Raw genomic sequence first — 13882 nt, forward strand, 5'->3', positions numbered from 1 at the left:
GGATCTCCTCTCTTAGCCCTGGCGCTGCTTATGGCGCGGGTTCTCACAAATTACAAGAACCTTGCCATGACGCCGGATGATCTTGCACTTGTCGCACATCTTTTTGACAGAAGGACGTACCTTCATCGCTCTTCCTCTCGATAGTGCTCAAACGACAATGGAATGAATATCTACTCGCCCAGCCGCAGGCGTGAATACCCGTACGAGTATATGCATGCAAATACGACCGAAGGGATGAGCGGTCCCCGCAGTCGACGTGCATACTAAAAAGCTGACGCTTACTTATAGCGATAGGTGATGCGCCCACGGGTAAGATCGTAGGGCGAAAGCTCCACTACAACCTTATCTCCGGGGAGGATGCGGATATAGTTCATACGAATCTTGCCCGAAATGGAGCAGAGTACCGTATGACCGTTCTCGAGTTCTACGCGAAACATAGCGTTGGGCAGCGGCTCAGTTACCGTACCCTCGAGCTCGATAGCATCTTCCTTCTTCACAGGCAATCATCTTTCTCTTGATGAAACGACAGCATCGCGGAATGATACCTCATCGACCCGGTTGGAGCAAATCGCCCCCGAGCCTCCATATCTGCTGCGCATGCGCACCCGATACAAGGCGAGGTATCAACAATGGGAAAGGCCAATCCAGCTACTGCGCATGTGCGCCTCACCCAACCTCATGCAATCAAACACTGAGCGGTCATCCCAAAGCTACAGGACAGACACCCTCTGAAGCGGCACCCGTTACAGGACGCCACCTTCCATAGAACACCATGAACCTTGGTCATCTGCGGTGAGGATGACCGGCCCGTCGGCAGTAATGGCGACGGTGTTCTCATAGTGAGCAGCAGCCTTGCCATCGCGCGTACGAACAACCCAACCATCAGAGCCAACAAGGGTGCGCGGACTGGCAAGCGTAATCATAGGCTCGATAGCGATAACCATGCCAACCTCGAGCTTAACACCCCGACCCGGCTTGCCATAGTTGGGAACATTGGGATCCTCGTGCATGGCTCGGCCAATTCCGTGGCCAACATAGTCTCGAAGCACACCGTACCCATGGCTTTCAGCAAGACTTTGAACAGCATGCCCAATATCTCCGATCCGGTTTCCCGGCAGAGCCTGCGCAATACCAGCCTTTAAGCAATCACGCGTTACCTCACAAAGTGCACGACGCTCCGCCGAAGGCCTGCCACAATAAAACGTCCAAGCGTTATCCCCTACCCAGCCATCCACAATGGCACCGGTATCGATTGATATGATGTCTCCATCGCGCAAAATGGTCTCTGGGTTGGGAATGCCGTGCACAACCTCATCGTTTACTGAGGCGCAAACCGTACCCGGAAAGCCTCCGTAGCCCTTAAAGGCAGGAATTCCCCCATGGCGGCGAATGATCTGCTCAGCCAGCTGATCGAGCTCAAAGGTAGAAACGCCCGGGCGCACCAAGGCTCCAACGCGGCGGAGCGCCGTCTTAGACAGCGCTCCAGCAACCTTCATCTGCTCAATCTCGTCTGAAGACTTGATCTTGATCATAAACCGAGAGCCTTCTTAACATCCTCATAGACAGCATCCGGATCACGGTTGCCATCAATGGTTTTCAAGATGGACTGGCCACGATAGTACTCAACAAGCGGACTCGTTGATTTCTCGTACACGTCCAAGCGATTTTGAATCGTCTCAGGGCGATCATCATCGCGCTGATACATCTCTCCACCACAGTTAGGGCACGTCTCTTCAGTGGCAGTACCCGTATGCCCGCAATCGCGGCAGGTACGACGTGAAGAGAGGCGCTGAACAATCACATCAAAGGGCACATCGACCAGAAGTGCACAGTCAAGCTCACGACCAAGCTCAGACAGCTCGGAATCGAGCGTCACTGCCTGGATGGTATTGCGCGGAAAGCCATCAAGCATAAAGCCAGATGCCGCATCATCCAAGGAGAGACGCTCTTTTACCAAGTCAATTACCAACTGATCGGGGACAAGCTCGCCAGCATCCATATACTGCTTTGCCTGAATGCCTAACTCCGTACCACCTTTTACAGCAGCGCGCAGTAAGTCTCCAGTAGAAATATGCGCCAGGCCAAAATCGCGTACCAGACGCTGAGCTTGGGTACCCTTACCGGCACCTGGAGCTCCAAGCAGCACGATGTTCATAAGCGGCTCCTCTCCCCTTTCGGATCTCACCCATGAGTGCGATCCTGATTGTTACTTAAAGAACCCGTCGTAATCGTACATCTTGAGCTGGCTCTCAACCTTGGCAAGGGTGTCCAACACCACGCCGACCATAATAAGCACCGAAGTGCCACCAAAGGCCTGAATGAGCTGGTTGCCCGTAAAGGAGAACACAATGGATGGAACAATGGCGATCAGTGCCAAAAAGATTGCTGAGGGCAGCGTAATCTTGTTCAGCGCATTCTTAATATAGGTCGCCGTGGCCTTACCCGGACGCACGCCCGGAATAAAGCCGCCCTGCTTCTTCAGGTTATCCGCTGTATCATCTGGATTGAACACCATGGAGGTGTAGAAGTAGGCGAAAAACACGATGAGCACGACGTTTAAGACCCAGTTGATCCAGCCGCCCGAAAGGGCTCCCGCCATAGCCTGCACCCATCCCACATTGGGGAAAAAGACTGCAATTTGAGCCGGGAAGTACAGAAGCGCACTCGCAAAGATGATGGGGATAACGCCGGCCGTGTTTACCTTAATAGGCAGGTAGGTAGACTGGCCTCCCATAATGCGGCGGCCAACAACACGCTTGGCATACTGAACCGGGATCCTGCGCTGGCCACGCTCAAGAAAAACAATGAGCGGAATCACGCAAAGAATTACCGCAAAGACCACTACCGTCATAATGAGATCGGTGGTACCACCCTCAGAGGAGCGGAAGATTGCCTTGGGCAGACCCGCCATAATATTGGCAAAGATGATAAGACTCATGCCATTGCCAATACCGCGCTGAGTAATGAGCTCACCGATCCACATAATGAGCATGGCACCTGCAACAAGGGTGCCGACGATCATGATGTCGAAGATCCACTCAGGAGCGCCGGCTCCGTTAAAGTTGATCCCAAAGCTCTTGAACAAGAAGAGGTAGCCCACCGAATTAAGAATTGCCAGAGCAAGCGTTAAATAGCGCGTGTACTGGGTGATCTTGGTTTGGCCAACCTCGCCTTCGCGAGCAAGCTCATGCAGGCTTGGAATAATGCCCTGGAAGAGCTGGAGAATAATCGAGCTCGTAATATAGGGCATGATGCCAAGTGAAAAGACTGAGACATAGGACAGGGCTCCACCAGAAAAGAGATTCAAGAGAGCCATTGCCCCGCCAGCGACGGCATTTCCCGAGTTCAAGGACAGGCCGAGCATCCCTTGGAAGGGGATGCCAGGCACTGGCACGTGAGCACCTAAACGGTAGAGCAAAAGCATGGCAACGGTGAAGAGAATCTTCCCGCGCAGCTCCTCAATACGGAAGGTGTTTTTGAGCCCGGTTAGCACGGTAACTCAACCGTCCCGCCCTGAGCCTCGATCTTGGCCTTGGCGCTCGCCGAGACCTTATCGGCCTTAACGGTAAGCTTCTTAGAAAGCTCGCCACCACCGAGGATCTTTACCGGCTCATGCTCATTTTTAATGAGGCGGCAAGCCTTGAGAGCAGCACCGTCTACAACGGCATCTGCCTCAAAACGAGCCTCAAGATCTGAGACGTTAATGGGCGTGTACTCAATGCGGCGGGGGCTCCTAAAGCCAGGAAGCTTGGGCAGGCGCATAGCCAAAGGCGTCTGGCCACCCTCAAAGCCAGCACCCTTGGTGCCACCAGAGCGAGAACCCTGACCATTCATGCCGCGACCCGAATAAGTTCCCTTACCCGAGGAATTGCCGCGACCAACGCGCTTGCGGCGCTTATTGGACCCCAATGCGGGGGTGAGATCGTGAAGCTGCATACTTACTCCTCTACAATCTCGACAAGGTGCTTGACCTTGAAGATCATGCCACGGACGCCCTCGTTATCGGCGATCTCGCGGGTGTGGTTGATCTTGCGAAGACCAAGAGCAGCAACGGTGCGCACCTGATCTTCTTTGCACCCAATGGTGCTCCTGACCTGCTTAATCGTGATGGTCTTAGCCATGATTCGCTACTCCTCCTTACCGATGAGCATCTGAGCCACGGTCAGACCGCGACGCTCAGCGATGTCCTCGGGGCTGGTGAGCTCTTTTAAGCCCTCGGCAGCGGCCTTGATGATATTCAAGCCATTATCTGAACCGAGTGACTTAGCAAGAACATTCTTAACACCCGCAAGCTCAAAGAGGGGGCGCACCGCACCGCCGGCGATCACGCCGGTACCCTCTACAGCGGGCTTAATGAGGATGCGGGCAGCACCAAAGCGGCCAAGAACCTCGTGCGGCAAAGAGCCGTCCTCAGTTAGCGGCACGCGGAAGAGATGCTTTTTCGCATCGATACTGGCCTTGGAAATGGCGGTGGGCACCTCGGCGGACTTACCCATGCCGATGCCGACCCTTCCCTTGCCATCGCCAACAACTACCAGGGCGACGAGGGACATGCGACGTCCACCCTTAACAGTCTTGGCTACGCGGTTAATAAAGACGACGCGCTCCTCGAACTCGGAGGCCTCGCGCTGCTGACGCTGATTACGAGCCATTGGTCAATACCTCCTAGAATTCGAGACCGGCAGCGCGGGCACCCTCAGCAAGTGCCTTAACGCGACCATGGTAGATACGTCCGCCACGATCAAAGCGAACAGCCTTGATGCCAGCCTCGATGGCGCGCTTACCAACGAGCTCACCGATCTTGCGGGCAGCCTCTTGGTTGCCACCGTTTTCAGACTTAAGATCGGACTCCAAGGTAGAGGCAGATACGAGGGTTTTCCCATCCGTATCGTCCACGATCATGGCATAGATATTGGCGTTAGAGCGGACAACACGCAAACGCGGACGCTCGGGGGTACCGAAGATCTTGCCGCGAACGCGACGCTGGCGACGCTTCAGACCCGCCTGCTTCGCCTTATGCTTGTTCATTACAAACTCCTTTGAGTTCCGCCGGCACCTAACGGGGTACCGGTCTTACGTATGGGTGTGTAAGGAAACCTTACTTGGCAGCCTTACCAAGCTTACGACGGATGTACTCACCGACGTAGTGGATACCCTTGCCCTTATAAGGCTCAGGCGGACGCTTGGCGCGAATTTCAGCGGCAACCTGCCCGACCTGCTGCTTGTTGATACCCATAATGTTTACGTGCGTGTTATCAGGCACCTCAAAGGTAATGCCTTCGGGCTGCTCAATAATAACTGGGTGTGAAAAGCCAAGAGAGAACTCGAGGTTCTTGCCCTTTTGCTGCACACGATAGCCAACGCCGGCAAGCTCAAGACGCTTGACATAGCCCTCAGACACACCAGTCACCATGTTTTGAATGAGTGAACGGTTCAGTCCGTGGCGGGCGCGGGTTTCACGCTCCTCGTCAGAACGGCTTACGGTCAGTACGCCGTCCTCAACTGAAACGGAAAGCTTCTCATAAATATCCTGTTCAAGGGTGCCCTTCGGTCCTTTCACAGTGACCGTAGAACCCTTGACTGTCACCTCGACCCCGGCGGGAATCTGGACAGGCTTCTTACCGATACGAGACACGGTGATCTCCCTTCCTTCTACTCGCCGAATCGATTACCAAACAAAGGCGACGACCTCGCCGCCGATGCCACGGCTACGGGCATCGCGGTCGGCCATAACACCTTGGCTCGTGGAAACAATTGCGGTACCCAAGCCACCGCGAACACGCGGGAGGTTCTTGGCACCCGAGTACTTGCGCAAACCTGGCTTAGAAATGCGCTTAATACCATTGATGACCTTGGTCTTCTTCGGTCCGTACTTAAGCGTAATGTGAAGGGTCTTGGCAGGGGCGGTATCCTCTACGGAATAGCCCTCAATATAGCCCTCCTCAAAGATGACGCGAGCGATCTCGACGAGCTTTTTGCTGCTCGGCATCGAGACCTCCGTCTTGTTCGCAGAGTTACCGTTGCGGATACGCGTGAGCATGTCCGCGATCGGGTCTGTGAGATTCATGCGGATTCTCCTTCGTTCTTGATGAACACGTGCCCCGGTTCTTTCTCACCCATGGCGAGAAAGCCAGAGCCAGGCACGTACTTCCATGCATCGGTGGATGCGATCCTTACCGACGCGCTGGCAGTGACTTACCAGCTGGCCTTCTTAATGCCGGGAAGCTCGCCTTTGAGTGCCAGCTCACGGAAGCAGACTCGGCACAGGCCGAATTTGCGATAAACCGAATGCGGACGCCCACAGCGCTGGCAGCGCGAATACTTGCGGGTCGAGAACTTCGGCTTGCGAGAGCACTTGACGATCATCGATGTCTTAGCCACGTATTTCCTCCTCACATGCTGTATATATGCACCCCGAGTCGGCTTATACACCTTCGTACAAGCCGACGGCACCGGGGCTAGGAACCTATTTCTTGAACGGGAAACCGAAGAAGTCGAGCAAAGCACGAGCCTCATCGTCGGTATGAGCGGTGGTCACGATGGTGATATCCATACCGCGTGTGTGATCCACGGAATCGAAATCAACCTCGGGGAAGATGAGCTGCTCGGTAACGCCCATGGAGAAGTTACCGCGCCCGTCAAAGCTCTTGGGCGAAATGCCCCGGAAGTCACGAATACGAGGGATTGCAATGGAGGTCAGGCGGTCGAAGAACTCCCACATGCGGTTGCCGCGCAAGGTGACCTTAGCACCAATGGGCATACCAGCACGCAGACGGAAGGATGCAATTGACTTACGGGCACGAGTGACCATGGGCTGCTGACCAGTAATGGTGCGAAGATCGCGAACAGCGCCATCGATTGCCTTGGAATCAGTTGCGGCCTCGCCAACGCCCATGTTCACCACGATCTTCTCGATCTTGGGAACCTGCATGACGTTCTTATAGCCAAACTTCTCCTGCATAGCCTTTTTGACCTCGTCTTGATACTTGGTCTTGAGGCGGGGGATGTACTTCTCGTCAGCCATATACACTCCTTTGGGGTTTTAAGTGCGGGGCAGTGGCCGTATGAGCTGGGATATCCTTGAGCTCTGGCTGTCCTCGCACCTCCTGTCGCGACCTGTCGGAATGGCTTATACCGGCAGGACGATTGACCGACAGGAGCCGGGCAATACGTCGCTATGATACGCGCGAGCCGAAAGGATTGCTAGGAAAATCTATCCACACTCCCCGCTCAGCTGCGGAACTCCACAATTCAGAGAATTCCGCAGCCCGCTTGAGCCCGCGTGAATCCAAGGTTTCGCCAAAGATCATACCGAGCACTTGCCCCTGCCGCTTTCAAGATCAGCTCAAAAGGCCTTACATGCAACTGAGCTGACCCTTCACGCAGCGGAGCTGACCTTACGCAATAGCTTTAAAAGGCCGGCAAGACATCTTGGCCAAACTGCTGAGAAAGATAGGTCTTAAAATCCTCCGACTGAAGGACTGAAACCAAAGCAGTAATTGCCTCATCATGCTCATGAGCAGGCGTGGTGCAGATGATATTGGCATACTGCTCAACAGCAACCGAACCGGCCTCTTCATGCAAGAGCGCATCCTTTACGTGGTAGCCCGCCTCAATGGCATAGTTGCCATTAATGACGGCAAAGTCTACCGAATCCAAAGTACGTGGCAGAGCTGCAGCTTCAATCTCTTGGAATGTAAAATTATGCGGGTTATCGGCAACATCTTTCGGCGTTGCCTCAAGATTCTTTGGATCCTTGAGTGTAATAAATCCCTGATCCGCCAAAAGCAGTAAGGCACGACCTTCGTTGGTTGGATCATTTGGAATTGCAATTACCGATCCGTATTCAATCCGGTCAAGGCTCTTCGATTTTCCGGCAAAGAGAGCCATTGGCTCAAAGTGAATTGCCCCTACTGAGACCAGATCGGTTCCGTTCTTCTCGTTATAGTTATTCAGGTAATTAATGTGCTGGAAGTAGTTTGCATCTACCTCACCTGAGCTTGTGTCTTTATTCGGCTGGATATAGTCGGTATACTCGCGCACCTTAAGCTCAATCCCCTTCTCTTTGAGCTTAGGAGCAGCAAAATCACTCAGAATGCTGGCATGAGGTGCCGGGCTTGCTGCAACGGTCAGCGTCTTGGACGCCGCCTTTTGAGATCCTGCAGAAGCCCCGGAGCCACCACATCCTACGAGCGAGGCCGTACCAACTACGCCCAACCCTGCCAGAGCAGCGCGAACAAAGGAGCGGCGAGAAAAAGAAGTCTGAGAGAAGTTCATGATATGTCCTTTCAAGGTGCACGAGTGAGCATCAACGAGCATGCAAAACGAAGCAAGCAAAGAACCGTCTGCTCAGCCACATCGCATGTTCCCAGCCAAGCAAGGCCAGTAGTTAACGGTGGCCAAGCAAGCGCCTAACGATGATCAACTGCACGTGCAATGAGGTTACAGATACTCTGAATAAGCTGAACAAAGACAATAAGCAAAATAATGGTGGCAATCATTACACCGTTTTCGAAGCGATAGTAGCCATAGCGAACTGCAATATCGCCTAAGCCACCAGCACCTAAGGCTCCCGCAATTGCGGTATAGCCCAAAACTGCAATGAGGGTAACGGCAACGCCACGCACAATTGACGGAGCAGCCTCGGGCAACAGGGCCGAAAACACAATGCGAGGCACCGAGGCACCGCAAGACTCTGCCGCCTCAACCACATCGCGCGGAATCTCAGCTAAAGACTGCTCAACCATGCGAGCAACAAAAGGAGCACAGGCTACTACCAAAGGAGGCACAACACCGCGCACGCCCGTTGAGGTTCCTACGAGACGAGTCGTTACCGGTATCAAAGCGATCATCAAAATGATGAATGGCATAGATCGGCCAATATTTACAATCCAGCCCAACACTGCATGAACAAGCGTTGCTGGCCGAAGCCCACCGGGAGCTGTGAGGTGCAAGATCACACCAAGCGCAATGCCGAGTACATACGCGATGGCACATGACCCAAAGACCATGATGCACGTATCGAGCGACCCTTGAAAAAGCAGGGCACCAAACTCATCAAAGAAGCTCTGGATCTCAGGCATCCCAGTCCACCTTTCCCAATAAGACACGGGTTGGCTCAGCTTGAGGTTGAGCAAACACATGCTCAACCGGTCCTTGTTCAACCACGCGGCCAGCGTCGAGAACAGCAACCTGCGTGCAAATCTTTTCTACGACATCCATGGAGTGCGTAATGACCACAAGCGTTACACCCGTTTCTTCATTGATGTCGCGCAAAAGTTTCAAAATCGTATTCGTGCTCTTAGGGTCGAGCGCCGAGGTGGCCTCATCACATAAGATGACCTCAGGCTCACAAGCAAGAGCGCGCGCAATAGCAACACGCTGCTGCTGGCCTCCAGAGAGCTGTGCTGGATATGCATGTGCCTTCTCGGAAAGCCCCACGCGCTTGAGCAAATTCAGTGCGCGCTCGCGATCCTGATCGCTCACCTTGCCCGTTGCTGCAAGAAAAGGAAAACAAACATTATCGAGGACGGTCTTTTGAGCCAAGAGCCCAAAATTCTGAAAGATCATGGCAGTGCGACGCCGATACGCTCGAAGCTTTGCACCTTGAAGATCCGTCACATCTTTTCCGTCTGCAAAAATCTTTCCGGATGTGGGACGCTCAAGCAGATTAATGATTCTCACTAAGGTGGACTTACCTGCACCACTCATACCGATGATGCCAAAACGATCGCCATCAGCAATCGTGAGATTAATATCGCTCAGAGCATGTACCTCTGAAGAGGCTGAGCTCTGTTTCGAATCTCCAAAGACCTTGGAAACATGGTTAATCGTGATCACAGGTTTACTCCGCTCGATGCGATGTCAGAGAAGGCGGGCTTTACTCCCGCCGGAGAAAAGCCTACAGAGGGCGCCCGGTCTCTACCTGGCCGCGAACCTGTCGCGGCATGGCAAAGTGCCCGGGCGAGGGCATCTCCATGACCATCATCATCGTAATATGTGCGGCGTGTGTCTTCATGGAGTTGAAGATACCTTGGCTACCCGGCAGGTGCAAGAGGAGATCTTACGAGAAATACTCGGGAAACATTTTTTCGTACGCAGATTATTCCTATTCGTCGCGCTTACGATGGGCAGCAAACTCTTCAGGAGTAAGCACGTCTTCGATTCTGAGGTTGATGCCTGTTACCTCAAGCCCGGTCATAGCAGCTAAGCGCTCAGTTACGCGCGTCTTTACATCTTCAAAAATATCGGGCGCAAACGAACCGTACTCAATAATGATTGAGATATTCACGATCACGCCGTTATCATCGGCCACTTCAACCGATACACCCTTACCGAGGCTCTCTGCGCCGAACTGCTCTTGAACGAAGTGCATGAGATTGCCCTTCATACCCAAGACATGCTCTGCCTCCAGGGTAGCCATGGCTACAATCTTTTCAATCACGCCATTGGAATAGGTAAGAGTATCATCCGTCTCGCGATCCTGAACAACCTCAGCTGTCTCTGGCATCTCATGTGAAGACTCAGCGTCTGCTCCGTGATCGAGCGCTGCCCTGCCAAGCTCGCTGTTCGGCTCCTCAGTGTGGACATCCATCTTTTCCTCGACCATGACGGCCTCCTTTCTAGCGACGGCCACTGAACAGCCGATTAAAGAACTCGTACATGCCCCCGCGCCCATCTCGAACCTGGCCGATTGCGGCTCCTACCAGCGCGAAGACAGCTATGACGATGGTACGCCAAAGTCCGAGGGTTAAAATCAACACAGCTGCCAGAAGACCGAGCAGACCGTAGACCACCGTATGCGGATGCCGATCTGCATAGATCCAGGCGCGCTTGCCCATACCTTCAATAAAGCCCCAGGTACCATGTGGAATATCCGCATGCTCACCTAAGTCTTGAGCCTCTGGCATCCAGCGTGCATTCTGGTCTTCAAGCCCTTTCTCGGGGCTTGTCTCAATTACCTGACGTGGCATGTTGTCTGCGGTATCACGCACCGGAGACCTCCTTGGTCTGAATTGTGGTCTTGGTGGGCAAGAAACGGACGTGCACCTCTGCAACCGATGTGCCAAGCATACGAGCCACAGCTTTTGTGACCCGCTCTTCCATACGCTTGCCCTGAGCTGCAAGGTTAGATCCAACGAGTGAGATTGCGTCAAGGCGCACACATACTCGATCACGAGCGCGGCCACGCACACTCACGAGCACTCGATCAACAAGAATTCCCGACTCATCTTCTGCTGCAAGGCGTGATACACCTTCAAGGGCAGCGAGTGAGACCTCAATCTCTGGAGCTTCTGCAAGGCGTATCGCCGCCGGTTCAGGGTGATCAAAACATACACGCAAGAGCATATAAAGAGCATGGATGCCAACGATGGCTCCACACACCATCAAAGAAATACGCACCGGGAGCTGCAGGAGCAAAATAGCAGCACGCCGTGAGAGATCAGTGTCGAGCTGAGCCACTGCAAGCCCTATAACTGCAGCGGCTGCAAGTACGTAGATCACTGCTGCAATTTTTGCGATCGGCCTCATGCCACTCCTCTCATATACCGCCACCATCCTACCCAATTAAGAAAAGCCGGATCCGCAAGAAACGGACCCGGCAAGCATCACTCAGACACGCAGGTAGACAAAGCCCAGCTTAATCCTCATCTAAGGCAGCTGCGATCTCCTCGGTCATTTCCATCGTGTGATACACATCCTGAACATCATCAAGATCCTCAAGGCGGTCAATCAAGCGCTGCACCTTTTTGGCATCTGCAACAGAAACCTCAGTTGGTGTGGTAGGAACCATAATGAGCTCGGCACCCTTTACCTCAATGCCCTGGCTTTCAAGACCCTTAGAAACGGCCATAAGCTCAGACGGATTGGTCCAAACAATCCACTCATCCTCGCCGTCCTCATAATCTTCTCCGCCAGCCTCTGCCACGGCCATCATAAACTCTTCCTCATCGCCAGCAGCACCGTTGGCCATCAGGTTTTCTTTCTTATCGTTTGGGTCAACAATCTCTTTCGCTACCACGACCTGACCCTTGCGCTCAAACTGGAACGAAACCGAACCAGCCGTGCCGAGATTGCCGCCCGCATGGGAGAAAGCCGAGCGCACATCTGCGGCAGTACGATTGCGGTTATCGGTTAAGCACTCGCAATACACAGCAACGCCAGCAGGACCGTAGCCCTCATACACAATATTCTCGTAAGCAGCCGCATCTGCACCAGCACCAAAGGCCTTCTTAATTGCAGAATCAATCTTGTCTTTTGGCATAGACTGAGCCTTGGCTTTAGCAACCGCAGCAGCAAGGCTTGCATTATTCTCAGGGCTGGGGTCATTACCCAAACGAGCTGCAACCGTAATATTGCGGCTCAGCTTAGAAAAGAGGGCGGAGCGCTTGGCGTCTTGTGCACCCTTGCGGTGCTTGGTTGTTGCCCATTTTGAGTGTCCAGACATGCAATGCTCCTTCTCACATACACGAGGTACCCTTACAACCCGGGATGCTTCCCCGCTTCTGATAAACATACGTTCGCAAATATTATACCGATCGTCTTAACTGTGCAACGGCGCGCCCGTGATCTCACAGGTCAACGCAGGCATTGTGTGCACATATCATCCAAGACTGATGCCAACCTGCCGCCAAAACACTGGAGCTGGCCTACACTCAGACGCGAATAGGCACAATACGTACCACGCCAGAACGATTAGCCAGCCACACTGCCTACTTGCGGCCGCTTTGCACGAGCAGCAACGACAATCAGCACGATCCCTACAATCACCAAGGGCAGACTCAAGATCTGACCCATCGTTATAACGCCGCCTATGAGGTAGCCCAGCTGAGCATCGGGCACCCGCACAAACTCAACCAGTATGCGAGCAATGCCATAGCCCAACACAAAGGTACCCATAAAGGTTCCCTGTGGCGGAAGTGGACGGCGACGGCTTAATACCTGCAGAAGTAAAAAGAGTACAAGCCCCTCTAGAAACGCCTCATAGAGCTGGCTCGGATGGCGAGGCATAGAGCCTGCCGCCCCACCAAAGACGACGCCCCAGGGCAGATCGGTTGGTTTACCCCAGAGCTCACCATTAACAAAGTTAGCGCAACGGCCAAGCATGAGGGCAATCGGAACGCCGATCACGGTCAAGTCTGCCATGGTTCCTGGAGCAATACCTAAAGACCGGCAGGCCACTATACCCGCTAGAACGCCTCCCACCAGGCCGCCATGAAAGCTCATACCACCGTGGTTTACCGCAATAATCTCAAGCGGATGCTGCAGATAAAAATCGAGCCCTTCCCCGTAAAAGACTACGTAGAACAGGCGGGCACCGATGATCAGACCAAAGACCACCGCACTTACCACAGTCCAGATATCATCAATCGTAAGGCCAAGACCCCAACGGCGCTGCGTACGATACATAACGATACCGGTAAGTACCGCACCAACAATATAGGCTAAGCCGTACCAATAGATCGTGATGGGACCTGCAGAAAAAGCAACTGGATCTAAGGCATGATACAAGTCATTGAGCATGCTATCTCCTTGGCTCAGCGAGCTTTCGCAAACGAGTAGACATGCTTAGAACGGCGCGTATTCATCATAGAGATCAGACGATCCCTCGTCATTGACTGCCTCAACCCGCGTAACGCCAGGGACATGCTCTTTCAAGATGCGCTCAATACCCATCGACAACGTGAGTGAGCTCATGGGGCAGCCAGCGCAGGCTCCTGTGAGCTCAAGCTGGACCACACCCTCATCATCTACGCCGATATAGGTCATATCGCCGCCATCTGCCTGCAGATTAGGACGAATCTCGTCAAGAACTTCTACCAACAGTTTCTCATTTACAGCCACCAAGGCTCCTTTCCACTTGGATCTCCGTGCATGGTAC

The 13882-nt window shown here is 53.6% G+C and carries 22 protein-coding genes; all 22 read right to left on the minus strand.

Annotated features, from left to right (window positions below):
• Window positions 1–12: 12 nt before the first annotated feature.
• A complete protein-coding gene (gene rpmJ, locus K6V98_RS07500) occupies window positions 13–126 on the minus strand; it encodes a 50S ribosomal protein L36 (protein ID WP_006363204.1) in 114 nt (37 codons plus the stop codon).
• 152 nt (window positions 127–278) lie between these two features.
• Entirely contained in the window at window positions 279–497 is a 219-nt protein-coding gene (gene infA, locus K6V98_RS07505; RefSeq protein ID WP_041738678.1) for a translation initiation factor IF-1, read from the minus strand.
• 246 nt (window positions 498–743) lie between these two features.
• A complete protein-coding gene (gene map / locus K6V98_RS07510; protein ID WP_222199909.1) occupies window positions 744–1532 on the minus strand; it encodes a type I methionyl aminopeptidase in 789 nt (262 codons plus the stop codon).
• Window positions 1529–2155 (minus strand): adenylate kinase, encoded by a 627-nt coding sequence (locus K6V98_RS07515; RefSeq protein ID WP_222199910.1) that lies wholly within the window; start codon window positions 2153–2155, stop codon window positions 1529–1531. Before K6V98_RS07515 ends, map begins: the two co-directional genes overlap by 4 nt.
• Before the next feature lie 51 nt (window positions 2156–2206).
• Window positions 2207–3493 (minus strand): preprotein translocase subunit SecY, encoded by a 1287-nt coding sequence (gene secY / locus K6V98_RS07520; RefSeq protein ID WP_222199911.1) that lies wholly within the window; start codon window positions 3491–3493, stop codon window positions 2207–2209.
• Window positions 3487–3936, minus strand: a complete 450-nt coding sequence (rplO, locus tag K6V98_RS07525; RefSeq protein WP_222199912.1) for a 50S ribosomal protein L15 — start codon at window positions 3934–3936, stop codon at window positions 3487–3489. Before rplO ends, secY begins: the two co-directional genes overlap by 7 nt.
• 2 nt (window positions 3937–3938) lie before the next feature.
• Entirely contained in the window at window positions 3939–4121 is a 183-nt protein-coding gene (gene rpmD, locus K6V98_RS07530) for a 50S ribosomal protein L30 (protein ID WP_222199913.1), read from the minus strand.
• A 6-nt stretch (window positions 4122–4127) separates the two neighbouring features.
• Window positions 4128–4652, minus strand: a complete 525-nt coding sequence (gene rpsE / locus K6V98_RS07535; RefSeq protein ID WP_222199914.1) for a 30S ribosomal protein S5 — start codon at window positions 4650–4652, stop codon at window positions 4128–4130.
• Between the two features lie 13 nt (window positions 4653–4665).
• Complete coding sequence (gene rplR, locus K6V98_RS07540) at window positions 4666–5028, minus strand: 50S ribosomal protein L18 (protein WP_222199915.1); 363 nt, start codon at window positions 5026–5028, stop codon at window positions 4666–4668.
• A 70-nt stretch (window positions 5029–5098) separates the two neighbouring features.
• Window positions 5099–5635 (minus strand): 50S ribosomal protein L6, encoded by a 537-nt coding sequence (gene rplF, locus K6V98_RS07545; protein ID WP_222199916.1) that lies wholly within the window; start codon window positions 5633–5635, stop codon window positions 5099–5101.
• A 33-nt stretch (window positions 5636–5668) separates the two neighbouring features.
• Window positions 5669–6067, minus strand: coding sequence for a 30S ribosomal protein S8 (gene rpsH / locus K6V98_RS07550; RefSeq protein ID WP_222199917.1), 399 nt, complete (start codon window positions 6065–6067; stop codon window positions 5669–5671).
• A gap of 128 nt (window positions 6068–6195) precedes the next feature.
• Window positions 6196–6381, minus strand: a complete 186-nt coding sequence (locus K6V98_RS07555; protein ID WP_222199918.1) for a type Z 30S ribosomal protein S14 — start codon at window positions 6379–6381, stop codon at window positions 6196–6198.
• Between the two features lie 85 nt (window positions 6382–6466).
• A complete protein-coding gene (rplE, locus tag K6V98_RS07560; protein ID WP_306792835.1) occupies window positions 6467–7024 on the minus strand; it encodes a 50S ribosomal protein L5 in 558 nt (185 codons plus the stop codon).
• 386 nt (window positions 7025–7410) lie between these two features.
• Window positions 7411–8277, minus strand: a complete 867-nt coding sequence (locus K6V98_RS07565; RefSeq protein WP_222199919.1) for a MetQ/NlpA family ABC transporter substrate-binding protein — start codon at window positions 8275–8277, stop codon at window positions 7411–7413.
• A gap of 134 nt (window positions 8278–8411) precedes the next feature.
• Window positions 8412–9083 carry a methionine ABC transporter permease gene (locus K6V98_RS07570; RefSeq protein WP_222199920.1) on the minus strand — a complete coding sequence of 224 codons (672 nt, stop codon included), beginning with the start codon at window positions 9081–9083 and terminating at the stop codon, window positions 8412–8414.
• Entirely contained in the window at window positions 9076–9840 is a 765-nt protein-coding gene (locus K6V98_RS07575) for a methionine ABC transporter ATP-binding protein (RefSeq protein ID WP_222199921.1), read from the minus strand. The genes K6V98_RS07570 and K6V98_RS07575 overlap by 8 nt, the downstream gene beginning before the upstream one ends.
• Window positions 9841–10108: 268 nt before the next feature.
• Window positions 10109–10510, minus strand: a complete 402-nt coding sequence (locus tag K6V98_RS07580; protein WP_371734546.1) for an Asp23/Gls24 family envelope stress response protein — start codon at window positions 10508–10510, stop codon at window positions 10109–10111.
• Between the two features lie 112 nt (window positions 10511–10622).
• Window positions 10623–10994, minus strand: a complete 372-nt coding sequence (locus tag K6V98_RS07585) for a DUF2273 domain-containing protein (protein ID WP_371734545.1) — start codon at window positions 10992–10994, stop codon at window positions 10623–10625.
• Window positions 10987–11532 carry an Asp23/Gls24 family envelope stress response protein gene (locus tag K6V98_RS07590; protein WP_222199923.1) on the minus strand — a complete coding sequence of 182 codons (546 nt, stop codon included), beginning with the start codon at window positions 11530–11532 and terminating at the stop codon, window positions 10987–10989. Before K6V98_RS07590 ends, K6V98_RS07585 begins: the two co-directional genes overlap by 8 nt.
• Before the next feature lie 109 nt (window positions 11533–11641).
• Complete coding sequence (locus tag K6V98_RS07595; RefSeq protein WP_222199924.1) at window positions 11642–12448, minus strand: YebC/PmpR family DNA-binding transcriptional regulator; 807 nt, start codon at window positions 12446–12448, stop codon at window positions 11642–11644.
• 248 nt (window positions 12449–12696) lie between these two features.
• Window positions 12697–13524 (minus strand): prolipoprotein diacylglyceryl transferase, encoded by an 828-nt coding sequence (gene lgt / locus K6V98_RS07600; RefSeq protein WP_222199925.1) that lies wholly within the window; start codon window positions 13522–13524, stop codon window positions 12697–12699.
• Between the two features lie 45 nt (window positions 13525–13569).
• Window positions 13570–13845, minus strand: a complete 276-nt coding sequence (locus K6V98_RS07605; protein WP_222199926.1) for a NifU family protein — start codon at window positions 13843–13845, stop codon at window positions 13570–13572.
• Between the last annotated feature and the right edge of the window lie 37 nt (window positions 13846–13882).

The sequence above is a fragment of the Collinsella ureilytica genome, from assembly GCF_019795105.1.
Taxonomy (GTDB): domain Bacteria; phylum Actinomycetota; class Coriobacteriia; order Coriobacteriales; family Coriobacteriaceae; genus Collinsella; species Collinsella ureilytica.

Bases quoted from the DNA above. Each gene is read 5' to 3' on its own strand.
- rpmD (WP_222199913.1), bottom strand. From the start codon at position 4,121: ATGGCTAAGACCATCACGATTAAGCAGGTCAGGAGCACCATTGGGTGC.
- K6V98_RS07590 (WP_222199923.1), bottom strand. From the start codon at position 11,532: ATGAGGCCGATCGCAAAAATTGCAGCAGTGATCTACGTACTTGCAGCC.
- map (WP_222199909.1), bottom strand. From the start codon at position 1,532: ATGATCAAGATCAAGTCTTCAGACGAGATTGAGCAGATGAAGGTTGCT.
- K6V98_RS07565 (WP_222199919.1), bottom strand. From the start codon at position 8,277: ATGAACTTCTCTCAGACTTCTTTTTCTCGCCGCTCCTTTGTTCGCGCT.
- K6V98_RS07580 (WP_371734546.1), bottom strand. From the start codon at position 10,510: ATGCCAGAGACAGCTGAGGTTGTTCAGGATCGCGAGACGGATGATACT.
- rplE (WP_306792835.1), bottom strand. From the start codon at position 7,024: ATGGCTGACGAGAAGTACATCCCCCGCCTCAAGACCAAGTATCAAGAC.
- rpsH (WP_222199917.1), bottom strand. From the start codon at position 6,067: ATGAATCTCACAGACCCGATCGCGGACATGCTCACGCGTATCCGCAAC.
- K6V98_RS07595 (WP_222199924.1), bottom strand. From the start codon at position 12,448: ATGTCTGGACACTCAAAATGGGCAACAACCAAGCACCGCAAGGGTGCA.
- rpsE (WP_222199914.1), bottom strand. From the start codon at position 4,652: ATGGCTCGTAATCAGCGTCAGCAGCGCGAGGCCTCCGAGTTCGAGGAG.
- rplR (WP_222199915.1), bottom strand. From the start codon at position 5,028: ATGAACAAGCATAAGGCGAAGCAGGCGGGTCTGAAGCGTCGCCAGCGT.
- rplO (WP_222199912.1), bottom strand. From the start codon at position 3,936: ATGCAGCTTCACGATCTCACCCCCGCATTGGGGTCCAATAAGCGCCGC.
- K6V98_RS07570 (WP_222199920.1), bottom strand. From the start codon at position 9,083: ATGCCTGAGATCCAGAGCTTCTTTGATGAGTTTGGTGCCCTGCTTTTT.
- lgt (WP_222199925.1), bottom strand. From the start codon at position 13,524: ATGCTCAATGACTTGTATCATGCCTTAGATCCAGTTGCTTTTTCTGCA.
- K6V98_RS07515 (WP_222199910.1), bottom strand. From the start codon at position 2,155: ATGAACATCGTGCTGCTTGGAGCTCCAGGTGCCGGTAAGGGTACCCAA.
- rpmJ (WP_006363204.1), bottom strand. From the start codon at position 126: ATGAAGGTACGTCCTTCTGTCAAAAAGATGTGCGACAAGTGCAAGATC.